15 protein-coding genes are annotated in these 25,348 nt (G+C 38.4%); 6 read left to right on the forward strand and 9 right to left on the reverse strand.

Translation table 11 applies throughout. The features are described from left to right. Window positions 1-17: 17 nt before the first annotated feature. Window positions 18-2,294 (reverse strand): hypothetical protein, encoded by a 2,277-nt coding sequence (locus tag TY21_RS02370; RefSeq protein ID WP_042241864.1) that lies wholly within the window; start codon window positions 2,292-2,294, stop codon window positions 18-20. An 894-nt stretch (window positions 2,295-3,188) separates the two neighbouring features. Further along, a complete protein-coding gene (locus tag TY21_RS02375; RefSeq protein ID WP_232044388.1) occupies window positions 3,189-5,189 on the reverse strand; it encodes a glycogen-debranching protein in 2,001 nt (666 codons plus the stop codon). Between the two features lie 556 nt (window positions 5,190-5,745). On the opposite strand from TY21_RS02375, the gene TY21_RS02380 reads away from it, so the two are divergent. The 3 genes from TY21_RS02380 to TY21_RS02390 all read left to right on the forward strand — a co-directional run bounded on the left by TY21_RS02380 (window position 5,746) and on the right by TY21_RS02390 (window position 8,709). Next, window positions 5,746-6,267 (forward strand): CesT family type III secretion system chaperone, encoded by a 522-nt coding sequence (locus tag TY21_RS02380; RefSeq protein ID WP_042241857.1) that lies wholly within the window; start codon window positions 5,746-5,748, stop codon window positions 6,265-6,267. Between the two features lie 424 nt (window positions 6,268-6,691). Further along, entirely contained in the window at window positions 6,692-7,210 is a 519-nt protein-coding gene (gene ssb / locus TY21_RS02385) for a single-stranded DNA-binding protein (protein ID WP_042241853.1), read from the forward strand. Window positions 7,211-7,230: 20 nt separating this feature from the next. After that, window positions 7,231-8,709, forward strand: coding sequence for a leucyl aminopeptidase (locus tag TY21_RS02390; RefSeq protein ID WP_042241852.1), 1,479 nt, complete (start codon window positions 7,231-7,233; stop codon window positions 8,707-8,709). Between the two features lie 289 nt (window positions 8,710-8,998). On the opposite strand, the gene hflX is transcribed toward TY21_RS02390, so the two are convergent. Beyond that, complete coding sequence (gene hflX / locus TY21_RS02395) at window positions 8,999-10,324, reverse strand: GTPase HflX (protein ID WP_042241851.1); 1,326 nt, start codon at window positions 10,322-10,324, stop codon at window positions 8,999-9,001. Window positions 10,325-10,335: 11 nt separating this feature from the next. After that, entirely contained in the window at window positions 10,336-11,142 is an 807-nt protein-coding gene (locus TY21_RS02400; RefSeq protein WP_042241850.1) for an MBL fold metallo-hydrolase, read from the reverse strand. A gap of 398 nt (window positions 11,143-11,540) precedes the next feature. Here TY21_RS02400 and TY21_RS02405 point away from each other — a divergent pair, with 398 nt between their 5' ends. After that, a complete protein-coding gene (locus tag TY21_RS02405) occupies window positions 11,541-12,557 on the forward strand; it encodes an FAD-binding oxidoreductase (RefSeq protein WP_042241844.1) in 1,017 nt (338 codons plus the stop codon). A 156-nt stretch (window positions 12,558-12,713) separates the two neighbouring features. Here TY21_RS02405 and TY21_RS02410 read toward each other — a convergent pair whose 3' ends face one another. The 3 genes from TY21_RS02410 to TY21_RS02420 form a co-directional block, all read right to left on the reverse strand. Beyond that, window positions 12,714-13,541 (reverse strand): hypothetical protein, encoded by an 828-nt coding sequence (locus TY21_RS02410; RefSeq protein WP_042241839.1) that lies wholly within the window; start codon window positions 13,539-13,541, stop codon window positions 12,714-12,716. A gap of 258 nt (window positions 13,542-13,799) precedes the next feature. Beyond that, window positions 13,800-14,810 (reverse strand): malate dehydrogenase, encoded by a 1,011-nt coding sequence (locus TY21_RS02415; protein WP_042241838.1) that lies wholly within the window; start codon window positions 14,808-14,810, stop codon window positions 13,800-13,802. Window positions 14,811-15,198: 388 nt separating this feature from the next. Then, on the reverse strand, window positions 15,199-17,040 hold the full coding sequence (locus tag TY21_RS02420) for an ankyrin repeat domain-containing protein (RefSeq protein WP_042241836.1): 1,842 nt from the start codon (window positions 17,038-17,040) through the stop codon (window positions 15,199-15,201). Between the two features lie 310 nt (window positions 17,041-17,350). Here TY21_RS02420 and TY21_RS02425 point away from each other — a divergent pair, with 310 nt between their 5' ends. Next, window positions 17,351-17,998, forward strand: coding sequence for a radical SAM protein (locus tag TY21_RS02425; protein WP_042241833.1), 648 nt, complete (start codon window positions 17,351-17,353; stop codon window positions 17,996-17,998). 2 nt (window positions 17,999-18,000) lie between these two features. Next, window positions 18,001-18,660, forward strand: a complete 660-nt coding sequence (gene queC, locus TY21_RS02430) for a 7-cyano-7-deazaguanine synthase QueC (protein WP_042241831.1) — start codon at window positions 18,001-18,003, stop codon at window positions 18,658-18,660. Window positions 18,661-19,282: 622 nt separating this feature from the next. Here the strand turns inward: queC and TY21_RS02435 are convergent. Together TY21_RS02435 and TY21_RS02440 are read right to left on the reverse strand one after the other, a co-directional pair. Beyond that, the gene (locus tag TY21_RS02435) at window positions 19,283-19,834 is read right to left on the reverse strand and encodes a hypothetical protein (protein WP_042243726.1); all 552 of its coding nucleotides are present in this window, start codon (window positions 19,832-19,834) and stop codon (window positions 19,283-19,285) included. 3 nt (window positions 19,835-19,837) lie between these two features. Then, complete coding sequence (locus TY21_RS02440; protein WP_158623006.1) at window positions 19,838-25,228, reverse strand: RHS repeat-associated core domain-containing protein; 5,391 nt, start codon at window positions 25,226-25,228, stop codon at window positions 19,838-19,840. Window positions 25,229-25,348 lie beyond the last annotated feature (120 nt).

Raw genomic sequence — 25,348 nt, forward strand, 5'->3', positions numbered from 1 at the left:
TCAGAAGATAAGCTTTTTTATCCAGGTGCTTGAGGGGAAGGATCTTTTGCCCTAGCTACTTTTTTAAATAAATAGATGTAGCCATTTCTATTCGAGGCCTGCGCTTCCGAGAGGGTAAATGAAGCTATATGATCTTTCAAATCATCAGCATGATACCATTGAGATTCTCCACTATGGGGATTAACTCCCATAACATTTGCCTTGTAATGACCTGCATTTAAAGTTCCTTCTTGTAAGACAGCTCCTACTAATTCATATACGTAATCTTTATCCGTTTGCTCTTTAAAAGCTTGGGAGAAGTTAATGCGATGGTTGTTAGGGAAGTTTAGAGGGGTGGAAATTTTTCTAGATTCGTAACGCGTTTGGGGATAGGAAGGAGGGATGAGTTTTTCCTCTTTTAGCATTTCCAGCGCTGCTTTCTTTGCCTCTTCTTTACTGATGGAGCTTGCTCTATCCTTTTTAATTAATTGTTTGGCCCTGTTATTAATAAGTTGTTCATATTTATCTTTTCTCTGGGTGGACACAAAATATTTATAACGTTTTACATGCACAAGAATAAACCCACATTCTTTAATTTCTACTAATTTCTCTTGCTCACTATATTGGGTTACTCTTCTCACCTCTCCATTTTCTTCTCGATCAAAAGAGCACCCGGCCTCTTTATCAAATACTTGTGGGCTATAAGCTTCATTTAAAACTTCTTGAAAATTTGTGTGGCCCGTAGGAATTAAAAGCCTTAAAATTGATGTACTATCTTCTCGGAAATGGGATATATCCTTAAAAATGGTCCCCGGTAAACCTTTGATTTCTTTTTCAACTTTAAAAAAAGGTGAGGAAAGATAGGAAAAGAGTGCTGTTATAAAAACATCAGCATCGTATTGCGCGCCTCTATTTACGAACTCAGCATCCAGCAAGGGAGTAGCTTTTTCTAGGCATTTTGCTGCTGAAGTGATAGCATCTTGATTGCCTAATTGCAACGCTTCACTTAGCAGATGAATGGAATCAAGTAAAAGTGTTGGATCAATAGGCTCTGAGGGCAGCTTAGGCTTTTGAATTATCTCTTCTATTTCAACCTCAGGAGCCTTAGGAAAAGCAAGGTTTTCCATAACAGGTGGCATAGGCTCATTGTCTTGAGGTTTTACAGGTGGTGCAGTGGCATGGTCCGCGGCCTGCCATCTCTTTTTTTCTTCCAAATAAATATCCCAAGCTTCTTTTTCTACTTCATAGCGTTGAAAAGTTCTTCGATATTCAGCTTCAGCTCTTTTTTGAGCTAATGAATAGGCTTTAAGTTCTTTTCTAAAGTTTTTCAAAGCTTTAAGTTGGTCGAGCAGCAGTTGTTTGCGTTGCTCACATTTAGTCGGGTAATTTAACAAGCACTCATTATATTCATCCATTTCCTTATTGTAGGTGTCTACTAATATAGAGCGTTCTTGGTATTTTTCTGCTACCAACTGATGAAATGAATCGCCCATCGCCCATACTAGCTGGATAGCAGCATGAAACCAGCAATTATTTTTTTTATTCTTAAAAACTGGGGGCATGTTCGATGTTTTTTGAACTCTTTGGCTCTTAGCTGTTTCTAGGCTATTTTTTACCTCTTGTAGGAAGTCAGCAAATTCGCTTTCTATTTTTACTGGGAGAACCACCTGCTGAGGAGATCTTATAAGTTCTAACTTTTTCTGGGCGGTCTTTAAAGTGTTTTTCCATGCATTTATTTTGTTGTCAGTCTCGCCTTCTTTTAAGGAAGCAGGTAGATTAGAAATTTTATCTAAGAGGTTATTAATCTTAGAGTTTGTCTTTTTTAAAGTTTCTTTATCTACCATGGATTCAGTCTCTAGCAGCTCGACCTTTAACCTCAGTTGGGAAACATTTGCCTCCAGCTCATCTAGAAAAGATCTTTGAGCAAGAGGATTTTCTATTATAGGTGGTGCTTCCTTACCTATTAAGGTAGAATTCGTAGGATGAGGAAAGATTTGCATTTCTTGGCTTACGCGTCTTCCAATATATTCTTCGTCATCATCTTCCACGAATTCATCGAAATCTTCATGAGAATCTTTAAAGCAGCACCTAAAAACGTTAAAAATTTTGCTTGGTATAGATTTCAGCCAGGTAACTATTACATTGAGCTTGTGGCAAAGCTTTTCCCATAAAGTAATTTCCTTTATTTTTGGTAAAGCAATTTTATCTACTCTTTGAGCTTGTTGATTCGGCACTTTCCTCTCTTCCGTGTTAGAAATAGGGTTGACAAAAAGAGGAGGAGCCACCGGAGGAAGGGAAGGAAAATCTTTATTCATAAGAGATACCACTGCTAGGTTTACAATTAGTATAGCAGGCGATTTTTAAAAAGTAAATTAAATATACATAAAAAACCTTTTAATGAATAAATTTATTTAGCTTTGCCTAAAGCATACAGCCTTATGTTCTTTGCAAGCTAAAAGAACGTAATTAGGAAAACTCTAGAGAGGAAATAACTATAAAGGTAAAGTTAGCAGGTTGGTTTTTTTCTGGTAGTGGGAGGCTAAAATAGCATGAACTTTAAATGCCTAGGGATATTAAAAAATCAAAGGAAACCAATTTTATCTGCTAGGAGAGCAATAGCTAAAAAGCTAGCTAGCTGCCATAAGATAATCAGTGGATTGGCTTTAAAAAAAACTAGTTGAGCATATAATTTTCCACCTCTTATTTTTCTACTTAAAATTAAGATTTTGCTAAGGGTATGATTGTATAAAGATTGGCTCCCACGTGTACAAATTAAGCTTTGCCAAAAGTATTTTTAATTTAGTGGGGTTTAAGTGTATGGATGAAAAAATTTAGATTTTTAGAACAAAGTTTTCTTTCCTTTTAACTTTTAAGAGTTAATGCGTGCTAGGGTTTCTTGGAGTCGCTCTTTATGCATCCTATACCTAATAAAGAGCTTGTTTTTTACGAGGAGAGCCCACTTAAGAGAAAGGTTGACTTTTTCGTTATACAGATAGAGTTTCTTTAAAAGCTATGGATATACATCCTAGGATAAGCAAGGGGGCAAAAGTGTGCTTGTGCTTTAGAAAAGCTTGGAAATAAAAGGCCAACGAAATACAGGGAGAGAAAACTGTTGCTAAACAAGAAAAAAAAATTATTAGATAAGGTGGATAAAAAAATTGGCCCATCAAGGTTTTTGAAGAAAAAGCAAATATTTAGCTATTAATGAGTTAGTTAAGCTTTTTTTTGAGTAGAACAGCTGAAAAAGCTGGCATCTGTAATAATGGCTGTTCAATCCGCGGCTCTTGTCCCTCCTCATAAAAATCATAGGGAGAGGGGTTAGCCGTGTTGATGATTAATTGCCAGCATTCAGCCTTCTCAAGCATAGGGATGAAAATTGTTTGAGGAATATTTTGTGCATTAAAAGCACAATAAAGAATTGCGTTTTCTTCTCTAGCAAGTAAAGTAAAAGCTAAAAATTGTGTTTCTTTATCCCACTCTATTTTTTTTCCGTCAGTTCCTCTCCAGAAAATATCCTGTTCGTTTAAAAATCTTCCTTGTTGCAGAGCGGGGGTTTGCTTTCTAAATTTAATCATTAAGCGATAAAAACGGTAAAATGCTGAATTCTCTTGAAGTTTATCCCACAGGAACCAATTAAGCTCATTATCTTGGCACCATGTATTATTATTACCCTTTTTTGTATGAGCATATTCATCCCCCATTTGTAACATGGGAATTCCTTGGGACATCATTAAAGCTAAATGAAAATTACGCAGCTGCCGTTCCCTTAGATCGTTAATATGCAAATCTTCTGTGGGCCCTTCTAGACCACAGTTCCAGCTTTCATTCTGGTTGGTACCATCCTGGTTGTTTTCTCCATTTTCTAGGTTATGCTTATGATTGTAGGCGACTAAATCGTAGAGAGTAAATCCATCGTGGGCCGTTATAAAATTGATGCTGCTTAAAGGTGAATGAAAGCTATAAATATCTTGAGAACCTGCTAGGCGAGAGGCGAACAGATCTTTTGTGTAAGGCGTTCCTTTAATAAAGCGCCGAACAGTATCTCGATAAAGGGCATTCCATTCACTCCATCGGTTTTTTTTAGGGGAAAATGTTCCTACTTGATAGAGGCCAGCAGCATCCCAAGGTTCAGCAATTAAAATTGTTTGCGAAAGGACAGGATCATAAGAAATCGCTTCGACAATAGGAGCTGTTTCAAGAACTTCCCCTTGCATACCACGGTTAAATATAGAAGCCAGATCAAAGCGAAAACCATCTACGCGCATTTCTACAACCCAGTACCGTAAAACATCCAGAATAAAATGCTGAAGAATAGGATGATTAGTGTTGAAAGTATTCCCACAACCTGTAAAATTCATGAATCTGTTTTCTTTATCTTTCAAATAATAGGTGTTACAATCAATACCTTTAAAAGAGGTAAGGGGGCCATCTTCATTCCCTTCATTCGTGTGATTAAGAACAATATCCAGGATCACTGCTATGCCTGCTTTGTGAAAAGCTTTTACCATTTTTTTAAACTCCTGTAGAGCTGCCCATGGAGCAAGGCTGAATGCATAACGATTCATAGGAGCAAAAAAGTTGATAGAGGAGTATCCCCAATATTGAAATAAATTTTTTTGAAGAGAAAGATGAGGGAATGGGTATTCACACTCATTGAATTCTTGAATGGGAAGTAATTCAACAGCATTAATGCCTAGCTGTTGTAAATAAGGAATTTTTTCTATCATTCCTAAATATGTTCCGGGTGCCTTGACTTGGCTGGAGGGATGTTGAGTAAACCCTCTCACATGCATTTCATAAATAATCAAGCTTTTATGCGAGATTTGGGGTTTTTTATCATCTTCCCAGTCAAATTCTTCTTCAGGATAAAGCAGCCCTAAAAAAAGAGGATGATCTTTGTTAGGCGCCTGGCGCCTAGCTCCCCAAATTTTAGGAGAAATAACAGCTTTAGCATACGGATCTAATAGATAGCTGAAGGCGTCAAAATATTTATCAGGGCCTCCTATCTTATAAGCATAACCTAACGGCTTGCTAAGAGTAGTCGCCAGAAAAAGGTGCCAGATATCGCCCGTTTTATTTAGAAGAGGATCCAAAGAGAGTTCTATAAAGGGTTGATTAGTGGGAGAATCGAATAAAGCTAAAATGACCGATGAAGCTTTCGATGAGACTAAAGAAAAGTTAATTCCATCTTGTTGCCAAGTAACTCCCAAGGGAAAAGGGCTCCCAGCTCCAACTTTATAATTAAAAGTATTCATTCCTGCATTTTATAAATATAAAGGTAATTTTATAAAATGATTTTTTTAAAATCCAAAGGTTTAAGGGTAAAGAAAACCTAGCTTGGGGGTCCAAGGGGAGTAAAGCCTTATAGAGAAGATAGGATGCTAGAGCCTGGAAAAGTAAAAACTTAGCCTTTTTTAGGCTTTATTGTTTGAATTTATAAAAAAAATAAGGGGTGATGAATTGTAAACTGCCTTAGAAACATAGAGAGGTGTAAATAACCAATTTTTTTACTAAGCACCTGATTTTAAGAAGCTTAAATAATTCTCTAGGCTTGTTAGATGTTCTATAGCTTCAAGGGTTTTTTCTGCTTGCTAAAATTAATTGATTCTTATTGCTAAACAAGAATATAATTGAGTTAATGAAGCTTAAAGTTAGATCAGGAGAGTAGTAATCTCTCAAAAGGTCTTTGCTTAATAAGTGATGCCACCTTGGTTTAATGATAGGATAAATAAAAAATTCGCAGAAATGTCCTGAGGAGGTTTTAACATGTCTTTTGAAAATGCGAAGGAAAATCTCAAAGAATTTGGTAAAGAGTTAGGCCTTGAAGGGCTTGAATTCGATGAAAACAATACGTGTATATTAGGGATAGATGACGAATTTTCATTGCATCTTACCTATGAGCCTAATTCAAAAAGGCTATATTTGTACTCACCTCTACTGGATGGCCTTCCAAAAGATAATAAAACCAAGCTACGTCTCTATGAGCGTTTGCTTGAGGGCTCGATGCTTGGTGGCCAAATGGCTGGAGGCGGAGTTGGAGTAGCTGTTAAAGAAGAACTCATTTTGATTCACTGCACCATCGAAATGGAGCATGCTGAAGGCAATAGATTGCGCGCTTTTGCTCCTTTATATGTTGAAACTGTTGAAAAATGGCGCAAGACATGCCAAGAAGTATGCGACGGACGCGATGAAGCACCTCAGCCTGATTCACCTTCTTTATTAGGAGATCTATCAGATGGACCTTCCATGGGACCCGGCGGGAAAACTCCAGGATTTATCAAAATCTAATCCTAGATATATCGCAAGGCATGTAGGTGTCTTGCGTATACCTGTTTTTAGGTGCTTTATAAATGTCTGTTAATTTTCTCTATTCTCTAAAAGCATTCCTTTTAATGTTAAAGCTTTCTTAGCTTCAGCTCCTTATTAGCAAGCTTCCTTGTAAAAATTATTAGAAATATATTTTCTTTCCCTCTTAAAAGAAGGTGCATTTTTGTTGATTTTTGAAAAACTATTTAAGGGGACACTTAATTGAAAAGCTGTTTTTGATTTACAACAGCTCAGGTCAAAAAAGTTTTACTTTATATTGGGACTCTTTGGAGCAGTCCTTAATTTTTGCCTTGATTTTTGCTCGATTGATACTCTATTGTATAGATTAAAATAAAAGTATCCTTGAAAAGGTACAATATGAACAAAATTAGCGAGGTTTAATAAAATGATTATCATTGAAATCGCAGGCCATTTAGGGACAGATCCCGAAGTTCGTTTTACACCAGGTGGCCAAAAAGTTACTGTGTTACGCTTGGCAACGAATACTCGTAAAAGTGGGAAAGATGAAACAGTTTGGTGGCGTGTGACCATTTGGGGAGAGCGTTTTGATAAGATGATGCCTTATATAAAAAAGGGTAGTGCACTTATTGTAATTGGCGAAATGGGCAAGCCTGAAATCTATACAGATAAAGAAGGACGTCCTCAAGTATCTCTTGATTTAACAGCAGAAATGATTCGCTTTAGCCCCTTTGGTAAAGCAGACCGAGCTGGTCAAGAGCCCTCTGGTCAAGCCTCTTATGGCCAAGCTTCTACTCCTTCTTCCTACAATAGCCCGAGTGCTTATTCTGAACCCTCTTATACTTCTCAATCGACAGGGAATACAGGCTATTCTTCCTACCCTGGCAATCAATCAAGTTATAAGCCGGCTCCTAATGTACCCGATGATGATAATATTCCCTTTTGATCCAACTAAGGATGGCGTGAATGCGTTTTTTTTCCTCCTCTAATGAAGATAGCAAAAAATTTGAGCTGCTTGTTTTACCTTTTTGGCAAGGGAAAAAGCAAGCAGAAAAGGCGGCTCAAATCGATCGATATGCTTCTCATTTTGCTCCCCTTATGATGCAAGATTTTTCCGCAAAAGAAGGTGAAATTCTGGTAGTCTATGATACCAGCACCAAAGAGGGCAAAAGGCTTGCTTTGATAGGGTTAGGAGCTAAAGAAAAAATTGATACAGAAAAATTGCGCCGTATATATGCTAAGTTAACCCACTTATGCCATCAAAAAAATATCAAAAATATTTGCCTCTTCTGCCCCCAGGTAGATACTTTAGCAAAAGATGCCCTTCTTACTGGTATAGCGGAAGGAATTTTATTAGCTAATTATAATTTTGATGAACTTAAGCAAGTCACCAAAGCTGAGCATTCTGTATTATTGCAGCAAGTGACCTTTATCAATCTATCTAAGCAAGAGCTAGCGATTGCGCAACGCTGTGGTAAAATTGCTGAAGGTGTTTACATGGCACGCGACTTGGTAAATAGGAATGCCGATGAGGTTACCCCTCAATACTTATCTAGCTTTGCAAAAGCTCTTGAAAGTAAGCTTCCTCATGTGAAAGCGACTATCCTTAATAAAAAGCAGATAGAAAAAGAGAAATTAGAATTGCTTTTAGCTGTGAATAGGGGCTCAACCAGCGATCCTGCCATGATTATTTTGTCCTACCAAGGCCATCCCCTATCTAAAGAACATACAGTATTAATTGGTAAAGGGATCACCTACGATACCGGGGGCCTTAATTTAAAACCTGTAGGCTCAATGGAAACGATGAAAGCTGATATGGCAGGAGGTGCGGCCGTACTAGGCGCTCTCTATGCCGCAGCTTCTTTAGGGCTTGAGGTTAATCTAACGGTAGTAGTGCCAGCCACAGAAAATAGTATTGACTCTAATAGCTTTAAACCAGGGGATGTCTACAAGAGTTGCAAGGGATTAACAATTGAAGTTAATAACCCTGATGCTGAAGGTCGCTTAGTCCTTGCAGATGCAATCACTTATGCCATTAAGTATTTAAAACCCACTCGTCTTATCGATGTTGCTACCTTGACGGGAGGCATTGATGTGGCTCTTGGTCCCGAAGCTTGCGGCGTGTTTTCCAATAATGATGACCTTGCAAATGCTTTAATGCGCTCAGGCTCAAAAACGTTTGAAAGAGTCTGGCGTTTACCTTTGTACGAGGAATACCACACTTATCTAAAATCAGATATTGCGGATATGAAAAATAGTTCCGGCCGTTCTGCTAGCTCTATTACCGCAGCTATGTTTTTACAAGAATTTGTGGAGAAAACTCCTTGGGCTCATTTGGATATTGCAAGCACGGCATTTTTCAGTGAGAAAAAACGCTACCATCCAAAGTATGCTACAGGGTTTGGGGTGCGATTATTAATCGACTTTCTTTCTGCAAAAAATTGAGCTAAAAAATACTGGGGCGGATAGCTTCTCAAGTTGCTTGTGAGGCTTTCTATAAAATTTTCCTCTCCTTCCTTCTCTGAAAAATTGGTTTCAATTTTTCTTTGTAAACTTTTTTTCACCCTTTTCTCTCTCATAAATTTTTTTGTAAGTCCTTCTAACTTTATCTTTACCGTCCTCTTTTTTTATAGGCTACCTCTTAACTTGGAGACCATTCGATAAAAATTTTTTTCAAGCATACTTTACAAAAAATTTAAATAGATAGATCAATGGAAGTCTTAATGAGGCGATATTATGCCGAGCCTTCGATAATATAATTTTTTAGTTTGCCAGCTAATGCGCATGGTAAATCTACCCTAATTAAAACATCATTTTCTTCATAATCTTGATGGATAATATTGCCTAAACGCATGACTTCACTCACTTTATGGTATTCAAGCTGGGGGATTTTTAAGGTGACTGAAGTACGTCTTCGATTGAGCTCTTGAATCATCTGCTCTAATAAATCTTCAAAGCCGATTTTATTAAGGGCAGAGATGCAAACAGATTTGGGATAAAGAATGCGTAGGCGTGTAATTTTCTGGGGATCATTACATACATCCATCTTATTAAGTACGGTAATGATGGGTTTATTTTCAGCGTTCAGTTCTTTTAATACCTCGTAAGTGGTGGCGGCTTGCTCTTCAGCCATAGGGTGGCTAATATCTACTAAATGAAGGAGAATATCTGCTTGCAAAGCTTCTTCTAATGTGCTTTTAAATGCAGCAACAAGTAAGTGAGGGAGTTTGCGTATAAAGCCCACCGTGTCAATCAATAAAATTTCTTGATTATTAGGTAATAAATATTTACGTGTAGTGGTATCAAGAGTAGCAAAAAGTTTGTCTTCGACAAAAACTTTAGCATCAGTTAAAGCATTAAGAAGCGTAGATTTACCCGCATTTGTATAACCTATAATGGCGAAAACCGGAATTTCTAATCGAGTGCGAAGAGTACGCTGTGTGAGGCGATTAGCTCGTACTTCATGAATTTCATTTTGAAGGCTATCCATCTGTTTTTTTAAAATTCGCTTATCAATTTCGATTTGCTTTTCACCTTCCCCCTTGAGATAGGCTCCTCCGCTTTTACCTCCTGTACCCGCTTGGCGCGATAGATGAGACCATAAGCGTTTTAAACGCGGTGCTTGATATTTAATTTTAGCTAGTTCAATTTGTAGACGCGCTTCTTTAGTGTGTGCTCGTTGAGCAAAAACTTCTAAAATAACTCCCGTACGGTCTATAACAGGCATTTTAAAAATATTTTCCAAATTGCGTTGCTGGCCTGGTGAGATTTCATCATCAAAAATGACTAAATCTACTTTTTGCTCTTGTGCCATCCGCAAAAGTTCTTGTAATTTACCTTCCGTGACAAAAGTAGAGGCATCATATTTACGCACCATACAAGGAACTTTAGAGTTAACATGAATGCCATAAGTTTCAGCTAGTAAGGCTAGTTCATCCAGATGCTCTTCGCAGATTGTGCGAAAGTTAGATCCTTTATAAACAGAAACAAGTAAAGCTTTTTTAGGCTGCTGAAATTCGTCTTCCGAGGATTCTAGGATTTTTGGTTTAATAGAGGGCATACATTTACTCTTTATATTGAGGAGGTTAAGGGGATTTCAAAATCAATCTCTAAGCCATCGTAAGCTAATTGATAGTTTGGTGGAAGCTTGGAATTAGTATAATCATGCTCCAGCTCATGAGCGATGTGAGTAAACCATGCTTGGTCAGCACCCACTTTGGAAGCAAAATCTATCGCTTCTTGAACATTGAAGTGTAAAGGGGAGGACTGCTGACGCAGACAGCTTACCACTAAAGTCTCTACTCCTTGCAAATCTTCAAAAATAGTTTGAGGGTAATGGCGGATATCAGAAATGTAGGCAAAATTGCCTACTTTAAAGCCATTAACTAACATGCCACCTTGCTGGTAGGTTACATAATGAATAGGTAATCCTAAAAAATTTACTTTTCCTCTTTCAGACTTCAGATAATGCAAGACAGATTGAGTCGTTAATTTTTCTGTGGAAGAAGTTTTATCAAAAGCATAGGGAAAACGCATTTTTAGCTCCTCTGCTGTAGCTTCAGCCAGTAGGCAAGGGATAGGCTGCTTGGAACGAGCATTAAGGATCCTAAGCTCGTCAAATCCTCCTGTATGATCATAATGAGCATGCGTTAAGATTAAGCCATCAATCTGTTTAATATGATGGTGAAGCATCTGAGTGCGAAAATCAGGACCGCAGTCGATGACAATTTGTTTATCATGGATTTTAATCAGCCCAGAGGAGCGTAAGCGTTTATTGTAAGGGGATTCTGAACGGCAAACTGCACATTCACAACCAATTACCGGTACTCCCAATGAACTGCCTGTTCCAAAGAATAAAAATTTGCCTGCAATTTTCATGAAAAAACACTCATAGAAAAATTATAAGTTTTGCCTTTATTAAAAGTTCCCAGGGAAAAGTTTGTGCTTATTATTGAATGAATATAGGCTGTACTCTCTTTATCGTTTGCTAGAAATTTTGCACTAGCTTGAGGAAAGATTTCGCGGCTTTTAAGAATAACAGCGTGCATAGGCTTTTGCATAGTTAGGCTATTTATCTATAGTGATCAAGTAAGAATGCATGTAGCCATCCTGCTCAGATTTGTTTAAAAATTTTATTATTTGCTTTATGAGCGAAAGAATTATGGTTAAAATTCTACTCAGCTTTAAATATAAAAGTTCTTATTATACAGTGTATGAGGAATAATGCAAGATGGCTTATTGTATTTTAACTATAAATCAAATAAGCTGTTGTGCTTATGCGTATAGCTATTATAGGAACAGGTCTATCAGGATTAGCCACAGGGTGGTTTTTGCTAAAAAAATTTTCCTGCAAGCAAAGACCTAGTATCACTTTCTTTGACCATTTAGGGGTGGGAGGAGGGGCCTCCGGAGTAGCTGCCGGACTGCTGCACCCTTATGTGGGTGCTACCGCTAAGCTTAATCGTTATGGGCTAGAAGGTTTTGAGGCCACAGAGAAGCTGCTAAACCTTGCCTCTGAAAAAATGGGCATGCCAGTGGCGAGCTATAACGGATTTTTGCGGGTAGCTCTTTCACTTCAACAAAAAAAGGATTTTCAGCGCTCAGCTTTTCAGTATGATGATTTGCTATGGCTAGAAGCAAAGGAGGCCAAGCAAAAAATTTCAGGACTGTCTTTTCATCCAGCACTCTTTATTAAAAAATGCATGGCAGTAGATTGCTCTCTTTATTTGGAGGGACTATGGAAAGCCTGCAATGAAAAAGGAGCTGTGCTTGAAAGACAGGAAATAGAAACATTGGATGAATTGAAAGCTTTTGACCATATCGTGTTAGCTACGGGTGCCTTCGTTAATAGGTTGCTAACATCGCAAAAGCTGCCTGTGACCGAAGTAAAAGGCCAGGTTATTGATATTGTGTGGCCTAACAGTTTGGAACCTTTACCCTGTCCTTTAAGCTCACAAGCCTACCTAATTATGAATAAGGGAAAAAATAGCTGCATATTAGGGGCGACTTATGAACGTGGCTTTCAATCAGCGCAAGCTAATTTGAAAATGGCTTCAGAAGAAATTATGCCTAAAGCCCTGGCTTTATTGCCTGCATTAGAAGGTGCGACAGTGTTAAACTGCAGAGCAGGGGTGCGTGCTTCTACTCCTGGTCATATGCCTATCATACAAAAAATAGGAGTAAACGTTTGGGTAATTACCGGCATGGGATCCAAGGGCCTTCTATATCATGCTTTATATGCTGAAAAGCTAGTCGATATGATGAAAGAAAGGCAATCATGCCATTCTTTTTAATTATCAAAATGTTATATATTGCTGGCTTCTTTCAAATTGCTCGATGATGCTTGAATGGGTTTATAAACCTACTCTTGCAGGCTCGGCTAATTCTCTACCAGTTTTTTATGCATATTTTAAAACTCTTCATTTGTAGCTTAATACGAAGTTAGGCACTTATAGAGAAGTTTTTTGGGGGCCTCTTATCATTAAAACATGGGCTTCAGCCGCAAAGTTAAAGAAAAAAATCACAGCAGGTGTAAGGACGGCAGTGAAAGGTATCATCGTAAAAAACCATTGAAGGATTGCATGTAAAGGGTTGTGGCACGAAAAACATACTGATCCTGTTATCCAAGCGGCTAAAATTAGCAAGCCCGCAAGACACCATAGAGGAAAGGTAGCTATTAGGGACAAGATAATATTACTAAATATATCCCCTCTCATTCTTTTAGATAATATGTCAGCAACTTGTATGCGATTTAAGCCTTTCAAAGCAATCACGGGTGTAACAAAAAAGAGAATGGCCAGGCTTAATATGCATAAAAGCAGAGTACCTAGATTAATTAAAAAGGGACCAAAAGCCAAAATAGCACTGAAGAAGGGGCCTACTGCAGGAATCTCTTCTAGTAAGAAAAAGAGCCCCAAAAGCATCCACAGTAATAGGTAGCTTAAAATAATAGGGATGCAAAAATAAGAAGCTCCAATCATGATTTCCCACGATTTAGCTAATATCTCTGTATAGCTGGTCTGCTTTTTTTTTATTTCATCATGATAAATACGAATAAGAACAATCCCTGTGGAAAGCAAAAATCCTGCACAAAGAAAAATAGGTAAAAAAGTTAGACTCATCATCAGCCATTCATTAGCTCCTAGAGCTAGGCCACGAAAAAACACTACCAAGACACCACATAATGCTAAAATGGTAAAGACTAGCAAAAATTTTTTCTTATTAAGAGAGAGGGCTAACGCTCTATTAAACATTAATTGTAAGTCATCGAATGTCATAATTGTTTTTTATCTCATTTCGAGGTTTGTAAAAAATATTTAGTTCCTATGATAGGGATATCTTTGCTTTTATGGCCTTCTCAGTATTCATAAAAGGTTAGAGCTCAAATGTAATTTTATTCACATACTTATCAAAATAGCTAGTACTCCAGAAGAAATCAACTCAAGAGGGCCTCATTTATATGGATAGCTGTATAAGCTAATCTCTAAAGGGACCTTAAGTTATTCCAAATAAAAATTCACTCATCTTCTAGGCTGCTAGATTATGTGTAAACGTGCACCTAGCTTATCTTTCACAAAAGTGCGCTCTTCAATTAGCTCGCTTTCAGAGGCCATAATCTTATTTCTTATCCACTTATGCCAAGAAAGATCTTTTACGATCTCATATGTTTTATCTTCCTTAGTACGACAGGGAAAGGAAAAAACTAGATTTTCTTGAATCCCATAAGGGTTATTGTTGCTAATTACTCCTGAAGAATACCACTCTCCTAGGGGAGTTGGGTTAATAATGGCTTTCATAGCATCAATAGCTGCGCTGGCTGCTGAAGCTGCGGATGATTTTCCTCTGGCTGCAATAATTTCAGACCCTCTTTCTCGTACTCCACTCATGAAATCATTTTCCAGCCAATGCTGGCTTATCGGAAAATCTATCAAAGGCTTATTTTTTATATGCACATGGGTAAAGTCTGGTACTTGCGTAGAAGAATGGTTGCCCCATATCACGGCTCTTGTCACCTCATTGCTATTAACATTTGCTTTTTTTGCTAATAAGCTTACGGCACGATTTTGATCCAAACGCATCATCGCATGAAAATTTTGTTGAGGAATCCGCGGAGCATGGCTGAGGGCAATTAAACAATTAGTATTACAGGGATTTCCCACGACCAGCACAATGACATGTGGGTTAGCGGACTTATTTAATGCTTGACCTTGCTCAACAAAAATTTTGCCATTTTCATTGAGCAAATCCTTTCTTTCCATGGCAGGGCCCCGTGGCTTGGCACCTACTAAGAAGGCATAATCTATCTCTTTAAAGACCTCATCAGCGTTGCTTCCAATGATTATTTCTCTTAAAAGGGGGAAAGCACAATCTTCAAGCTCCATAGCTACACTCTGGAGAATAGGCATGGCTTCTGGGATTTCTAAAAGATGCAATCCTATGGGCTGAGTAGCGCCTAATAAGTCGCCATTGGCTAGACGGAATAAGAGGCTATAAGCGATTTGCCCTGCTCCGCCTGTGACAGCGATACGTTTCAGAGGTTGAGGCATAAAAATTCTTCTTTTTTGCTATTAAAGAATAAGGGGATTCTAAAAGTAAAGCTCAATTTTGGCTAAGCTAAACTTATAGAGCCAAGGGAGCTTTAAGAACCTAGGGTTGGAAGCTTACCTACATAATTTAAGAAAAATTTTATCTTTGTTACTCTTTTGGGGCTAAAGATAGTTGCGAAGCTGTCATTTCCCTCTATAAGGTACAATCTATAATGGCTTTTTCCCTCTAAGATTTTCATGGATGCACTCAATATTTTGAAAGAAATTTTTTATAGAGAGTAAAAAATCTTGCAAATCTCCAGCAGTCAATCCATCAATCATTAAAGATATTATGTTTTCTTTTAAAAGATGGTGTCTATGCCTTTATATATTTAGTTTTGCCATGCAGCTATTCTAAGGCGCCTTTAGTCTCTAAAAGTTGGATTATCTGTTCGTAGTTCATCCGATTTTTTTCGGAAAGATGCTCTTTTGCCCAGCGTAAAGCTGTAATGCCCCGGTAATCTTTGGCATTGATATCTGTCGTTTTATCTACCAAAATTTTTACTAACTCTACATTCCCATGCTTTGCAGCATAATGCAAGGGCAACCTTAAGTTTTTATCAGAGATGTTTGCATCCGCGTGGTGTTTTAATAAAAATTGGGCAATTTCTCGATGATTTCCTTGTACAGCATAACTTAAAGCGGTGCTTTCGCTATCATCTCTTTCATTAATATGAGGGGTCGCTTTTATCAAAGCTCTAATAACTGGCAAATGCCCTGCCAGAGCGGCATAATGTAAAGGTAAAGCTTTAGATTGGTCAGCTTCATTAGCATCCGCACCGTGCTCTAATAAGTAATTAACTATCTCAATTTTTCCGCTTTCAGCTGCCAAGCTTAAAGCCGTCTGATCCTTATCCCCTTCTTTGGCGTTCACATTTTGAGTTAGTGGAAGCAAAATTTTAACAGTAGATAAAGAGCCTTTCTCAGCAGCATGGTGTAAAGGTAGCTTTCCATCATCATCTTCTTTGTTAACATCCCCCCCTAGGGTGAGTAAGGTTTTAATATCTTTTTTCTTTCCATAATGGCAAGCAAATCTCAATGCTAAAGTTAAGACTTTTTCCCGCTCGTAGGCCTTATCAATTTTTGAGAGTAAGATTTCAACAATAGCTACATGTCCTTTCTTAGCTGCCCAAATGATAGGCAGCTCATTATTTTTGTCCTTAATGGCAGGGTTAGAATTTTGATTTAATAAATACTCTACAACTGCTACTTCTCCTGATTCTGCTGCACAACTTAAAGGGGTGCGCTTGTCATGATTTAAAGCATCAATATTTTTAGTAAGGCCTACTAGGATCTCAACAACCTGTAAATGTCCAGCTTGGGCAGCAAGGTGCAGGGGCAGATTGCCCTCTCTATCGGTACTATTTGCATCTGCCTTTTGTTCTAGTAAATAGCTAACCACATCTTTTTTTCCAGTTCTGGCAGATAAAAGCAACGCTTCGCTTAAAAGCTCTCTGAATGGATTGGTGTCCTGCTGGTGCAAAGCTTTAACAATATCTAAATGCCCTGCTTGAGCTGCTAGCTCCAAAGCACGATGAAAATGTTGATCTTTTAGTTGTGGATTAGCACCTTTTTGCAATAAATATTTGACAATGTGTAGTTTCCCAGCTTCAGCGGCTACACTTAAAGCCGTGCGCTGAGACTTGGGGCTTTTTTCATTAATGGGATGAATGAGAAGAAGTCTTTCGACTTCATCTAGCTTTCCTCTTTTTGCTGCCAAGTGTAAAAGAGGGAGCTTCTCTTCATTTAAATTAATTTCCTCCGTTTCTGGCAACAAGATGCTATCTATATTGCTTGAAGAGCTAACCGTCAAGGAAATCTCATTCTTGCTTGTAGAAGTCACTTCTTTCTTAGGGCTGTCTAGATCCTCGGCGACAGCTCTATTAACATGCTCAACATTTATCCGCTTAAAAGCAATTTGGCGGGCAGTGTATTGCACCGCATTAGCCTGGTCTTGAAGCCTAGGTTTTGTAGATATTTTAGCAGCAGAAAATTTTTTCACTAACGTGCGAAAAGAGAAGACAGCGATGGGCACAGCTAAGGGTAAAAGAGGGAGGGCCACTAAGGTAATTAAGGCAGTAAGGCTACCCACCCATAGCTTTGATTTACTACTAAGAATGCTAAAATCTCGAAGAGCATGATGCTGAGAAGAACAAGGGTTAATTAAGGAAAAAAAATTTGATATTTTCATTGCTAACAATCTCTCTATAATTTTACTGCTAATTATATATAATTTTATTGTTTTCTTATATTAAATTCTTAAGAGGAGGGAAATTATGGCTTTAATGCATGTAAAACTCTAAAAGAGAGTAAAGCCTACTTAATATGATGAGATATCTCATCTAGACAAAAAATATTTATTGCCTATATAAATTAAGTGTTTAGCTACCCGCATCTTTTTCTTAAGTGCTAAATGCTTAGGGGGGCTTGAAATTGTTTTTTTCCTTATAACTTATCGATTGTCAAATTATTTCTGATAAAAAATTACTCTTTGTAAATAAATGAATTCTCTTAATATTATTGAAATTTTTCGTAGCATTCAAGGGGAAACAAGCTTAGCCGGGCTACCCACAACTTTCATACGCCTGGCGGCCTGTAATCTTCGCTGCTCATGGTGTGATACCACCTATTCATTTGGACGAGGGGCCTCTTATACCTTAGAAAATATTTTTTCAAAGGTAGCTTCTTTTGGCTGTCAATATGTGTGTGTGACGGGAGGGGAGCCACTTTTGCAGGCTAACGTCATCCCTTTAATGGAGCAATTATGCCAGGCAGGATATATTGTCAGTCTAGAAACTGGCGGTTCTTTGTCTACCCAAAAGGTGAATGCAAACGTACGCATTATTTTAGACATTAAATGCCCGGGAAGCCAGATGAGCAATAAAAACCTTTGGGATAACCTTAACCATTTGCGCTTTCATGATCAGATAAAATTTGTGATCAGCAATCGGGAAGATTACGATTATGCTAAGATGGTCTGCAGTCAATACCAATTATTTAAGAAAGTCAGTGAGATATTGTTTTCGCCTGTATTTGAGGTGTTGCCTTCCCACACCTTGGTCAATTGGATATTAGAAGATCAGCTAGCAGTACGCTTAAATTTGCAAATTCATAAATTTATATGGCCTCCCCATACCAGAGGCGTTTAGATATGAAAAGAGCTATCGTTTTATTGAGTGGGGGATTAGACTCAACAGTTATATTAGCTCTTGCTCTAGCTCAAGGGAGAGAATGCTATGCTCTGAGTTTCGACTATGGTCAAAGGCATCGTATTGAGCTTACGCACGCCAGCAAAATTGCTACATACTACCAGGTTAAACATTGTATTGTCCAAATTGACTCAAGGGTATTTAAATCTTCCTCTTTAGTGTCAGATCTAGCGGTACCAAAAAATCGATCAAAAGAAGATATAGGCTCAGGGAAAACTCCCAATACCTATGTGCCAGCACGTAACACTCTCTTTCTAGCTTATGCTATGGGGCAAGCTGAAATACTAGATGCCCAGGAGATTTATTTAGGAGCTAATGCGTTAGATGCTCCCTCCTATCCCGACTGTACACTTAGCTACATTCAAGCTTTTCAGCAGGTTTTAAATGTGGGCACTAAGCAAGCTGCTGAAGGAAATGCGCCTCAGCTTTTAACACCTTTAATCCATTGGGATAAAGCCGAAATTATCCGTCAGGGCATCGCTTTAGACGTGCCTATGCATATGACTTTTAGCTGTTACGATCCGACGCCGCAACAAAAGCCTTGTGGGCAGTGCGACGCATGCATCTTAAGGGCCCATGGATTTGTAGCAGCAAAAGGGTAAATTCTCTCTTAAGTAATGCCCTATTATTACGTTCATAATGATTTATCTATCAAAGAAATAAGAAAGAATGAGGAGTAGATTTATTGCAGAAAAATCTCAACAACAGGTCGTCTGAAAGGATTTTATAAAAAATCTGATTAACTCCTAAAAAACCTCGCAACTCAGGTTAGCAATATGATTTTGAGCTAATCCTTATGCAGCCAGTTACTTTATAAAAGCCCTCTCGTTGAGTAGAGAGTCATCTTTCAGAGGGTTGGGTAGACAGGTTAAGTTTTTTTTAAGCGTATAATAAGAAATATAAAATTTGGATCAACATTGTTACCACTCCGCCAGGCATGCTCATCCCTATACCCCCTGGTACGCACGTTAGAGTTTGCCTGGAAAGTTTGGAAAAGTCTCATACACCTTTAAGCTGCCCCTCATGCACCTCCCTACTTTATAAAATCATCCCCTGAAGTCGATTGGTAGCTTGAAAGGATTGTGTATGCAAGCCTACCTTTATAAGCGTATTACTTAAAATTTCGCCTACAAATTTAGCCTGCTTAGGTGATTCATAGCTATCTAGCAAGCTTAGTACAGCACCAGATAGACGGCTTAAAGCGATAAAATTGCGAATATAAATTTATTTCTTACTTTCATTTTGAACCATTTTCAAAGCTTCCTCAAACTTTTCTTCCTCTATTTTCAAGTACCTTTTGGGGTTTTCTGAAGCTGTAAACATATAATCTATTTGTGCATTTGTAGAAGAAAGAGCCCCGAAATGGGGATAAAAAATATTGTAGCCTAATGGATCCTTTAAAAAAATTGCAATTTCGATATCACTTGGGGTAAAGGGATAATTTTTTAAATGGGGTCTAATCCTTTCATGAGTATTGATAATTTGAAGCATTTCTTGCACACAATCTACAATGATTCTACGCCCTTCTTCTCGGCTTAAGGGACCCGTTTTTTCAAAACTTAAGGCTAGCATAGTCACCACTCCGTCAGGCATACCTATACCTGTACCAATAGTACGCATGCTATATTTTTTTTGAAGTTTTTTAGAGGTTTTATTTAAAATGTCGCTAACAAATACCGCCTGTTCAGGTTCTTCGTAACTATCCAATACGCTTAGTATACAGCTAGATAAAGTAAACATTAAAATGAAGAAAAATAGAAAATAAGTTTTGTTCATAAATTACCTAGCTTTTTTAATTTCTTTAAAATGGTATCTAAATACTTCTTCATACGTAGGGCTTTGGAAGGAATGATCATGAAAAGCGGCCCCTGGGCAAGAATTTAAGGTCACTGTGTCGCGTTTACTCCGTATTAAGCCTCCCACATCAATATAAGGGATAGGATCGCGCCAAGCTTGTGCTCGATAATGATAAGCTTTTCTACAGGAGTCAGCATATATATAAGCTGCTGGAGCAATGGCTAACACAGTAATTTGCTTGCGTAACTTTTCATCATAACTTAAAAGAGCATTTCTGACATTTATAGCCCCTTGACTATGGCAAATTTGAAAATACTCTCCGCGTGGATATTCGTCAAAGAATCTATTCCATGTTTCATGATTAACGCGTACTGGAGTAGTAGCTATATAACATAAACCTAAGCCTGATTCAACACAATCGTTAAGCAAATTGTGCGTAGCATTATGGATGACATCTATTGAATATTCCCACCCTAATTCTCTAAGGTGGATGGCATTATTAATAGCCTCTATTTGGGTTGTCATAATGCCATTATGAACACCCAGACGAAAATTTTCTGATTTACTCCCTAGCAATACGGCTAATGAGGAGCTTTCGCTACGAACAAAGCTTCTTTCAAATCTATCTGTAAAGCTAACTCTAGGCAGACTTCTTGTGTTTTCACCTCTTTCTCTAATGGGTGTTTTTTCGATTCTATAAGAGGCGCGCTCTTTGCCATACATGATCACACTTTCGCGGTGTTTCTCCCCACGGCTAGGACTGGAACCCCTTAATCCATACAGGTCTCTATCATTTAAAGGATTGTTTAAAAGATAGGCATATAGATTAGGGCCCGCCTCAAAGCTTAAAGGATCGGCAGTTACCCAGCGTGTAGTAGTGGGGTTGTAATAGCGGCGTCCAAAGTAAACAAACTGGGTTTCAGCGTCTACGCGTTTAGAAGAAAAACGCCAAGGGTTGATCGATTGCTTGATAAGCTTATTATTTTTGCCATAGATAGACTCTTGCCCATAAGCGGTATATCGATAAGTTTCTTCTATGGTATGGGTCTTGGCGTTAATCAGTAGGCGGATATTGCCTAACGTGTCATGGATGGGTATGTAAGCCTTACCTTGGAGTTCTAGCAAAACCGCAGCCTCTATTTCAGCTCCTTTACCTTTACCTAATATACGCAATTGCTGAATGTTACCTTTAGAGTCACAGGCGCCAATTTCGTTGAGTCCGTGGTACAGGTAACGAATTTCTTTCTCAGGTATCCATTTGTTTTCAACTTTAGAGCGGGAATAGAAGGTGCTGCTTAAACGGCGGTTAAGCTCATCATAGGCATAGGCGACCTGCTGAGTAGAAGTATGAATGGCAATCAAGCGATCTAATGCATCGTAAGATAAGTTTAAAGAGCCTTTACGGATAAGGTTTCCATTTAGGTCATAGGCATGTGGATCTAAGCCATCATGGAGGAGCTGATTGAGAGCATTAACGGTATGGGGACGTTTATTTTTCTCCACCATATTATTGAGGGAGTCGTAGCGATAAATATCATCCACTAGGCCTTTTTCGGATTGAAGCTGATATAAAGCATCGTATGTATAGGTACTGTTTACTTTGCCTACTGGGTCGAGGGTTGTTCTTTTTAAAAGATTGCCCACTTGATCAAAACCGTTCTCAGGAATATCTTCTTTTAAGGACTTAGACGAAATGTTAATCAGACGAGAATAGGCATCGTAAGCGTATTGAATTAAGCCTGCTTCAGCCATCAATTTAGCCTCTTCTAATGCCCCGGAAAGGTTGTAATGTTGATAGGTGTGTCGATAAGGGCCTCGGCTAATTTGATGAAGGTAAAGTGATTTGTAAGAGTATTGAATAGAAGAATGGTCTGGAAGTATAATTTCCTGGAGCCTATCTAAATTATCGTAACTATATTGTTGAGTTAACCCATGGGATAAAGTTTCTTGGACCAAACGTTTATTTTTATCGAAAATACGCGTGGTAGACTTTCCTGTATGCTTATCCTCCACACCCACAACATTAGAATTAGCATCATAAGTATAGTGGTAATGCAAAGAGTTATCGTTAGAGGAAAAAGAGGTAAGGCGACCTAGCCAGTCATAGGCGTAGTGAAGTTCTATTCCATCGGGCTTGATAACTTTTTCTTTTTGCCTATAAGCATTATAGACATACTTTGTTTGCTTTTGTTCAGGACTTCCTACGGCTTCCGTACAACTGATCAGATTTTTGGCAAAGTCATACTCAAAATGAGTGGTGACCAGGCGATCAGGTTGATGAGGAGTTAAAACATGCTCAATTTGTTTACAGCAAAGCCCTTCTGCATCATAAAAAAACTCACGTTTTTGCAGGATAACGCCCATAGGGTCGCGACGAATTGCAAAGCGAACATGCCCGCAGCTATCATGCTCCTGAAAAAAAGATTGGCCGATGGCATCGATGGTTTCTTTAGCATATACATATTGGCCCTCTTGATTAAGATGAAGATAGTAAAAGAGGGTGCGTGTGGTATGTCCTTGAGGATCAACAATACTTTCAACATCTCCATAGGCATTATAGTGGGTAAAGGTGATAACAGGCTTTGATTGATGATAAGAAATTGTTTGGATGGGCTGGTCTTGCTCGTTGTAAAGATAGCCTATTTTAGTTAAAACCTGTCCTTCAGCATCCTCAGTCCGCTCTTCGATAAGGCGATCCTTAGCATCATACTCTTTAACGTTGGCAATATAGTCCTTTTCCTCGGGACCAAAATATTCCAAAGTCTTAGCGAGCCGTTGGCAGGCATCATATTGATAAACAGTTTTTGCCTCATTTTTCGTGATGCTGGCCAGGCGGCCAGCAGCATCGTATTGATAATAAGTAAACTGCCCTCCAGCATCCACTTCGGCTATCTTATGAAAATGGTTGTAATGAGTAGTGGTTTCACTAAGCTTTTCCCCTGTAGGAGCAAAAGTCATTTGTCGACAAGCTCTTCCTAAATAATCATAATCTGTCTGGGTAATCTTTCCATTTAAAGCGATGCTTTTAGCCAGATATCCCTCAAGGGTATATGCATTTTTTTCGGTAGATCCGTCAGGATATTGGATGAAGGAGGGCTGGCCTCGAATATTATAATTAAAAGTTGTTTTAAAACCTCGACGATCAGTTTTACAGATAGGGTTATCGGCAATATCATACTCAATACATTCAAAAGGCTGATAAGAATTACCGTCGGAATCTAATAAACGTGGATAAATTGTTTTAATTAAACGTCCACAATGATCGTAAGTGTATTGAGTGGTCTCTCCCTGCCAATTGGTCATCGCTACTTTTTGGCTAAGGCCATTATAAGCATAATGCGTCACTAATGTCTGATCAGCATGAATATCTTTAGAACAAATGCGTCGATTAGAAAAGTCATATTCATGCACAGTATGATAATCTTTGCCAGGGTATTGCTCAAAAATAAGGTTGTCGTTTTCATCGTATTGATAGAAAGAGGTATGCCCTAAAGCATTGGTCTCTTTAAGGATATTTCCATGGGCATCGTAATCCCAATGCAAGGTAAAGCGAGGTTGCCCGTTACTATCAAAATGTGTTTGCTGGGTTATACGCCCTTGATGATCATGGAAATTTTGCGTTTTTTGCAGTAAAATCTCTTCTTTAAGGGCAAGGTCTAAATACTTTTCTTCGATAATTTCAGGTAAACCTACAGGAAATTGATCGCGATAGCTTGTATACACACTATGGCGCTCTGTAACACCTGCCAGATCCTCTTCTTCTAAAGTATGCCCATCATCATAAACATAGCGAGTGATTGAACCATTGCTGTTATAAGCATAAAATTCGCGATAGATAATTTTGTTATTCACGCGCATGAATTTTTTATGGAGTAAAGCAGATTTAGGGTAATAGACGTAAACGATCTCTTTACATCCATCTTGCTCGCGTAATAAATGGTTGTATCCATCATCACTATACTCATAAGTGCGAATGTAGCTGTCATATTGTCCTGCTATAGGAATGCCCTCTTTATTTAGCACAGGGCCCTTTGCATTCCCTGTAAGATTTCCAAGCAGCCATTCATGTTTTATATTTCCATTTTTGTCATAATCGTAATAGCGGCTGCTTAGTAAGTTACCCTGGCCATCTTGTAGGGTTTTAGTTGTTAAACATCCCTCTAAATTTGGCAAAGAGCTCCAAAAAAAACTTTGCGTGCGATAAAGATTAGCGTCTAACAGCTTATCGATGCCTGTTAAGCGTCTTTTTGAGTCATAATGATAGCGAGTTTCTTGGTTATGAAGATCGAGCACGCGGGTCGTCCCACCTGGATAGCTATAAATACGACTTTTACGGTTGATAAAGTTTACCTCATAGTAAAAGCGATGGGTAGGGTGCAGGGTTTGATCGGTGCCTACAGCAGCTTTTAAACAAGATACACGTTCATAAGGGGAAGTACATCCATCGTAAAAAGTTAAAGGTTTTTTAGTATAAGCGTAAGGGTTGGTTTCATCATAATATTCAATTTGCTTGCAGCGACCATTGGGTAGGGCTTTTTGTTTCATGCGGTGGGTAGTATCATCGTAAGAATAGCAGATTTTAGGGGCGTTAGTAGAAATCACTTGATGGAGGTCATGTCTGGCCGGATAATTGCTGAAAAGATATTCGCAGCTTCCGCTTTTATCTTTATTAGCATAGGCTACCATGCGGGGATTAAGCTTAAAATTATCATATTCAAAGTGAATCTTTCCTAAATCTTGCTGGAGGCTATTGGTATTACTTATCTCATAAATTTTCCACCCTAAAGGGGATTTTTGATAGGTATACTGCGTCTTAATTCCATAAGGTTTTTGTTCATAAGTAAGCCCATCTTGATAGCGAATCTCAGTCAGAGAAAGTGGCGTGCGATGACTAGAACCAAAATATTTAAGGCTTTTTGAACCATCTCTTAAGTACACGGCGAAAGTACCTGGTTTAGGAGATATAATTTGCATCTGAAGATTATGAGGATTGCTTTTTCCGCTGATGAATCCTTTAGAGCAATTGGTCAACCCCTGACTGTAATTGGTTGCATTGATGAAAAGGGTGCGCCCAATTAAGGTATTGGTATATAAAGTCTTCATGCCTTTTTCTTCGTGAACAACTCTGTTTAAGCTGCCGCCAAGCATTTCTACATTTTCTGGCTCGTTAATACTCCAGCCGCTGGTATGGGTGTAAATACGCTCTATATAGAGAGGATCTGGACCTGGACTCCATACATCAATAGCACTATCGATAAAGGTGCCCGTGATGACGTTAACGCATCCGTCTACTATAGCTGAAGGCTCTCCACCTAAAGTGGCGATATTTTGCTCTCCTATAAGGGCTTCTTGGGGCGAATTAAAGTTTGCCAAGCCAAGGGGTTCCTCAGTAGCTTGAAGAGGTAAGCAAACACTGTATAAGAAAAGAATAAAAAGAAAATTTCGCATGCTATTTTTCCAAAAGATAAAAATTTTCTTATACAAAGGAAGTCG

The organism is Neochlamydia sp. S13 (genome assembly GCF_000648235.2).
In the GTDB taxonomy this organism is placed as follows: domain Bacteria; phylum Chlamydiota; class Chlamydiia; order Chlamydiales; family Parachlamydiaceae; genus Neochlamydia.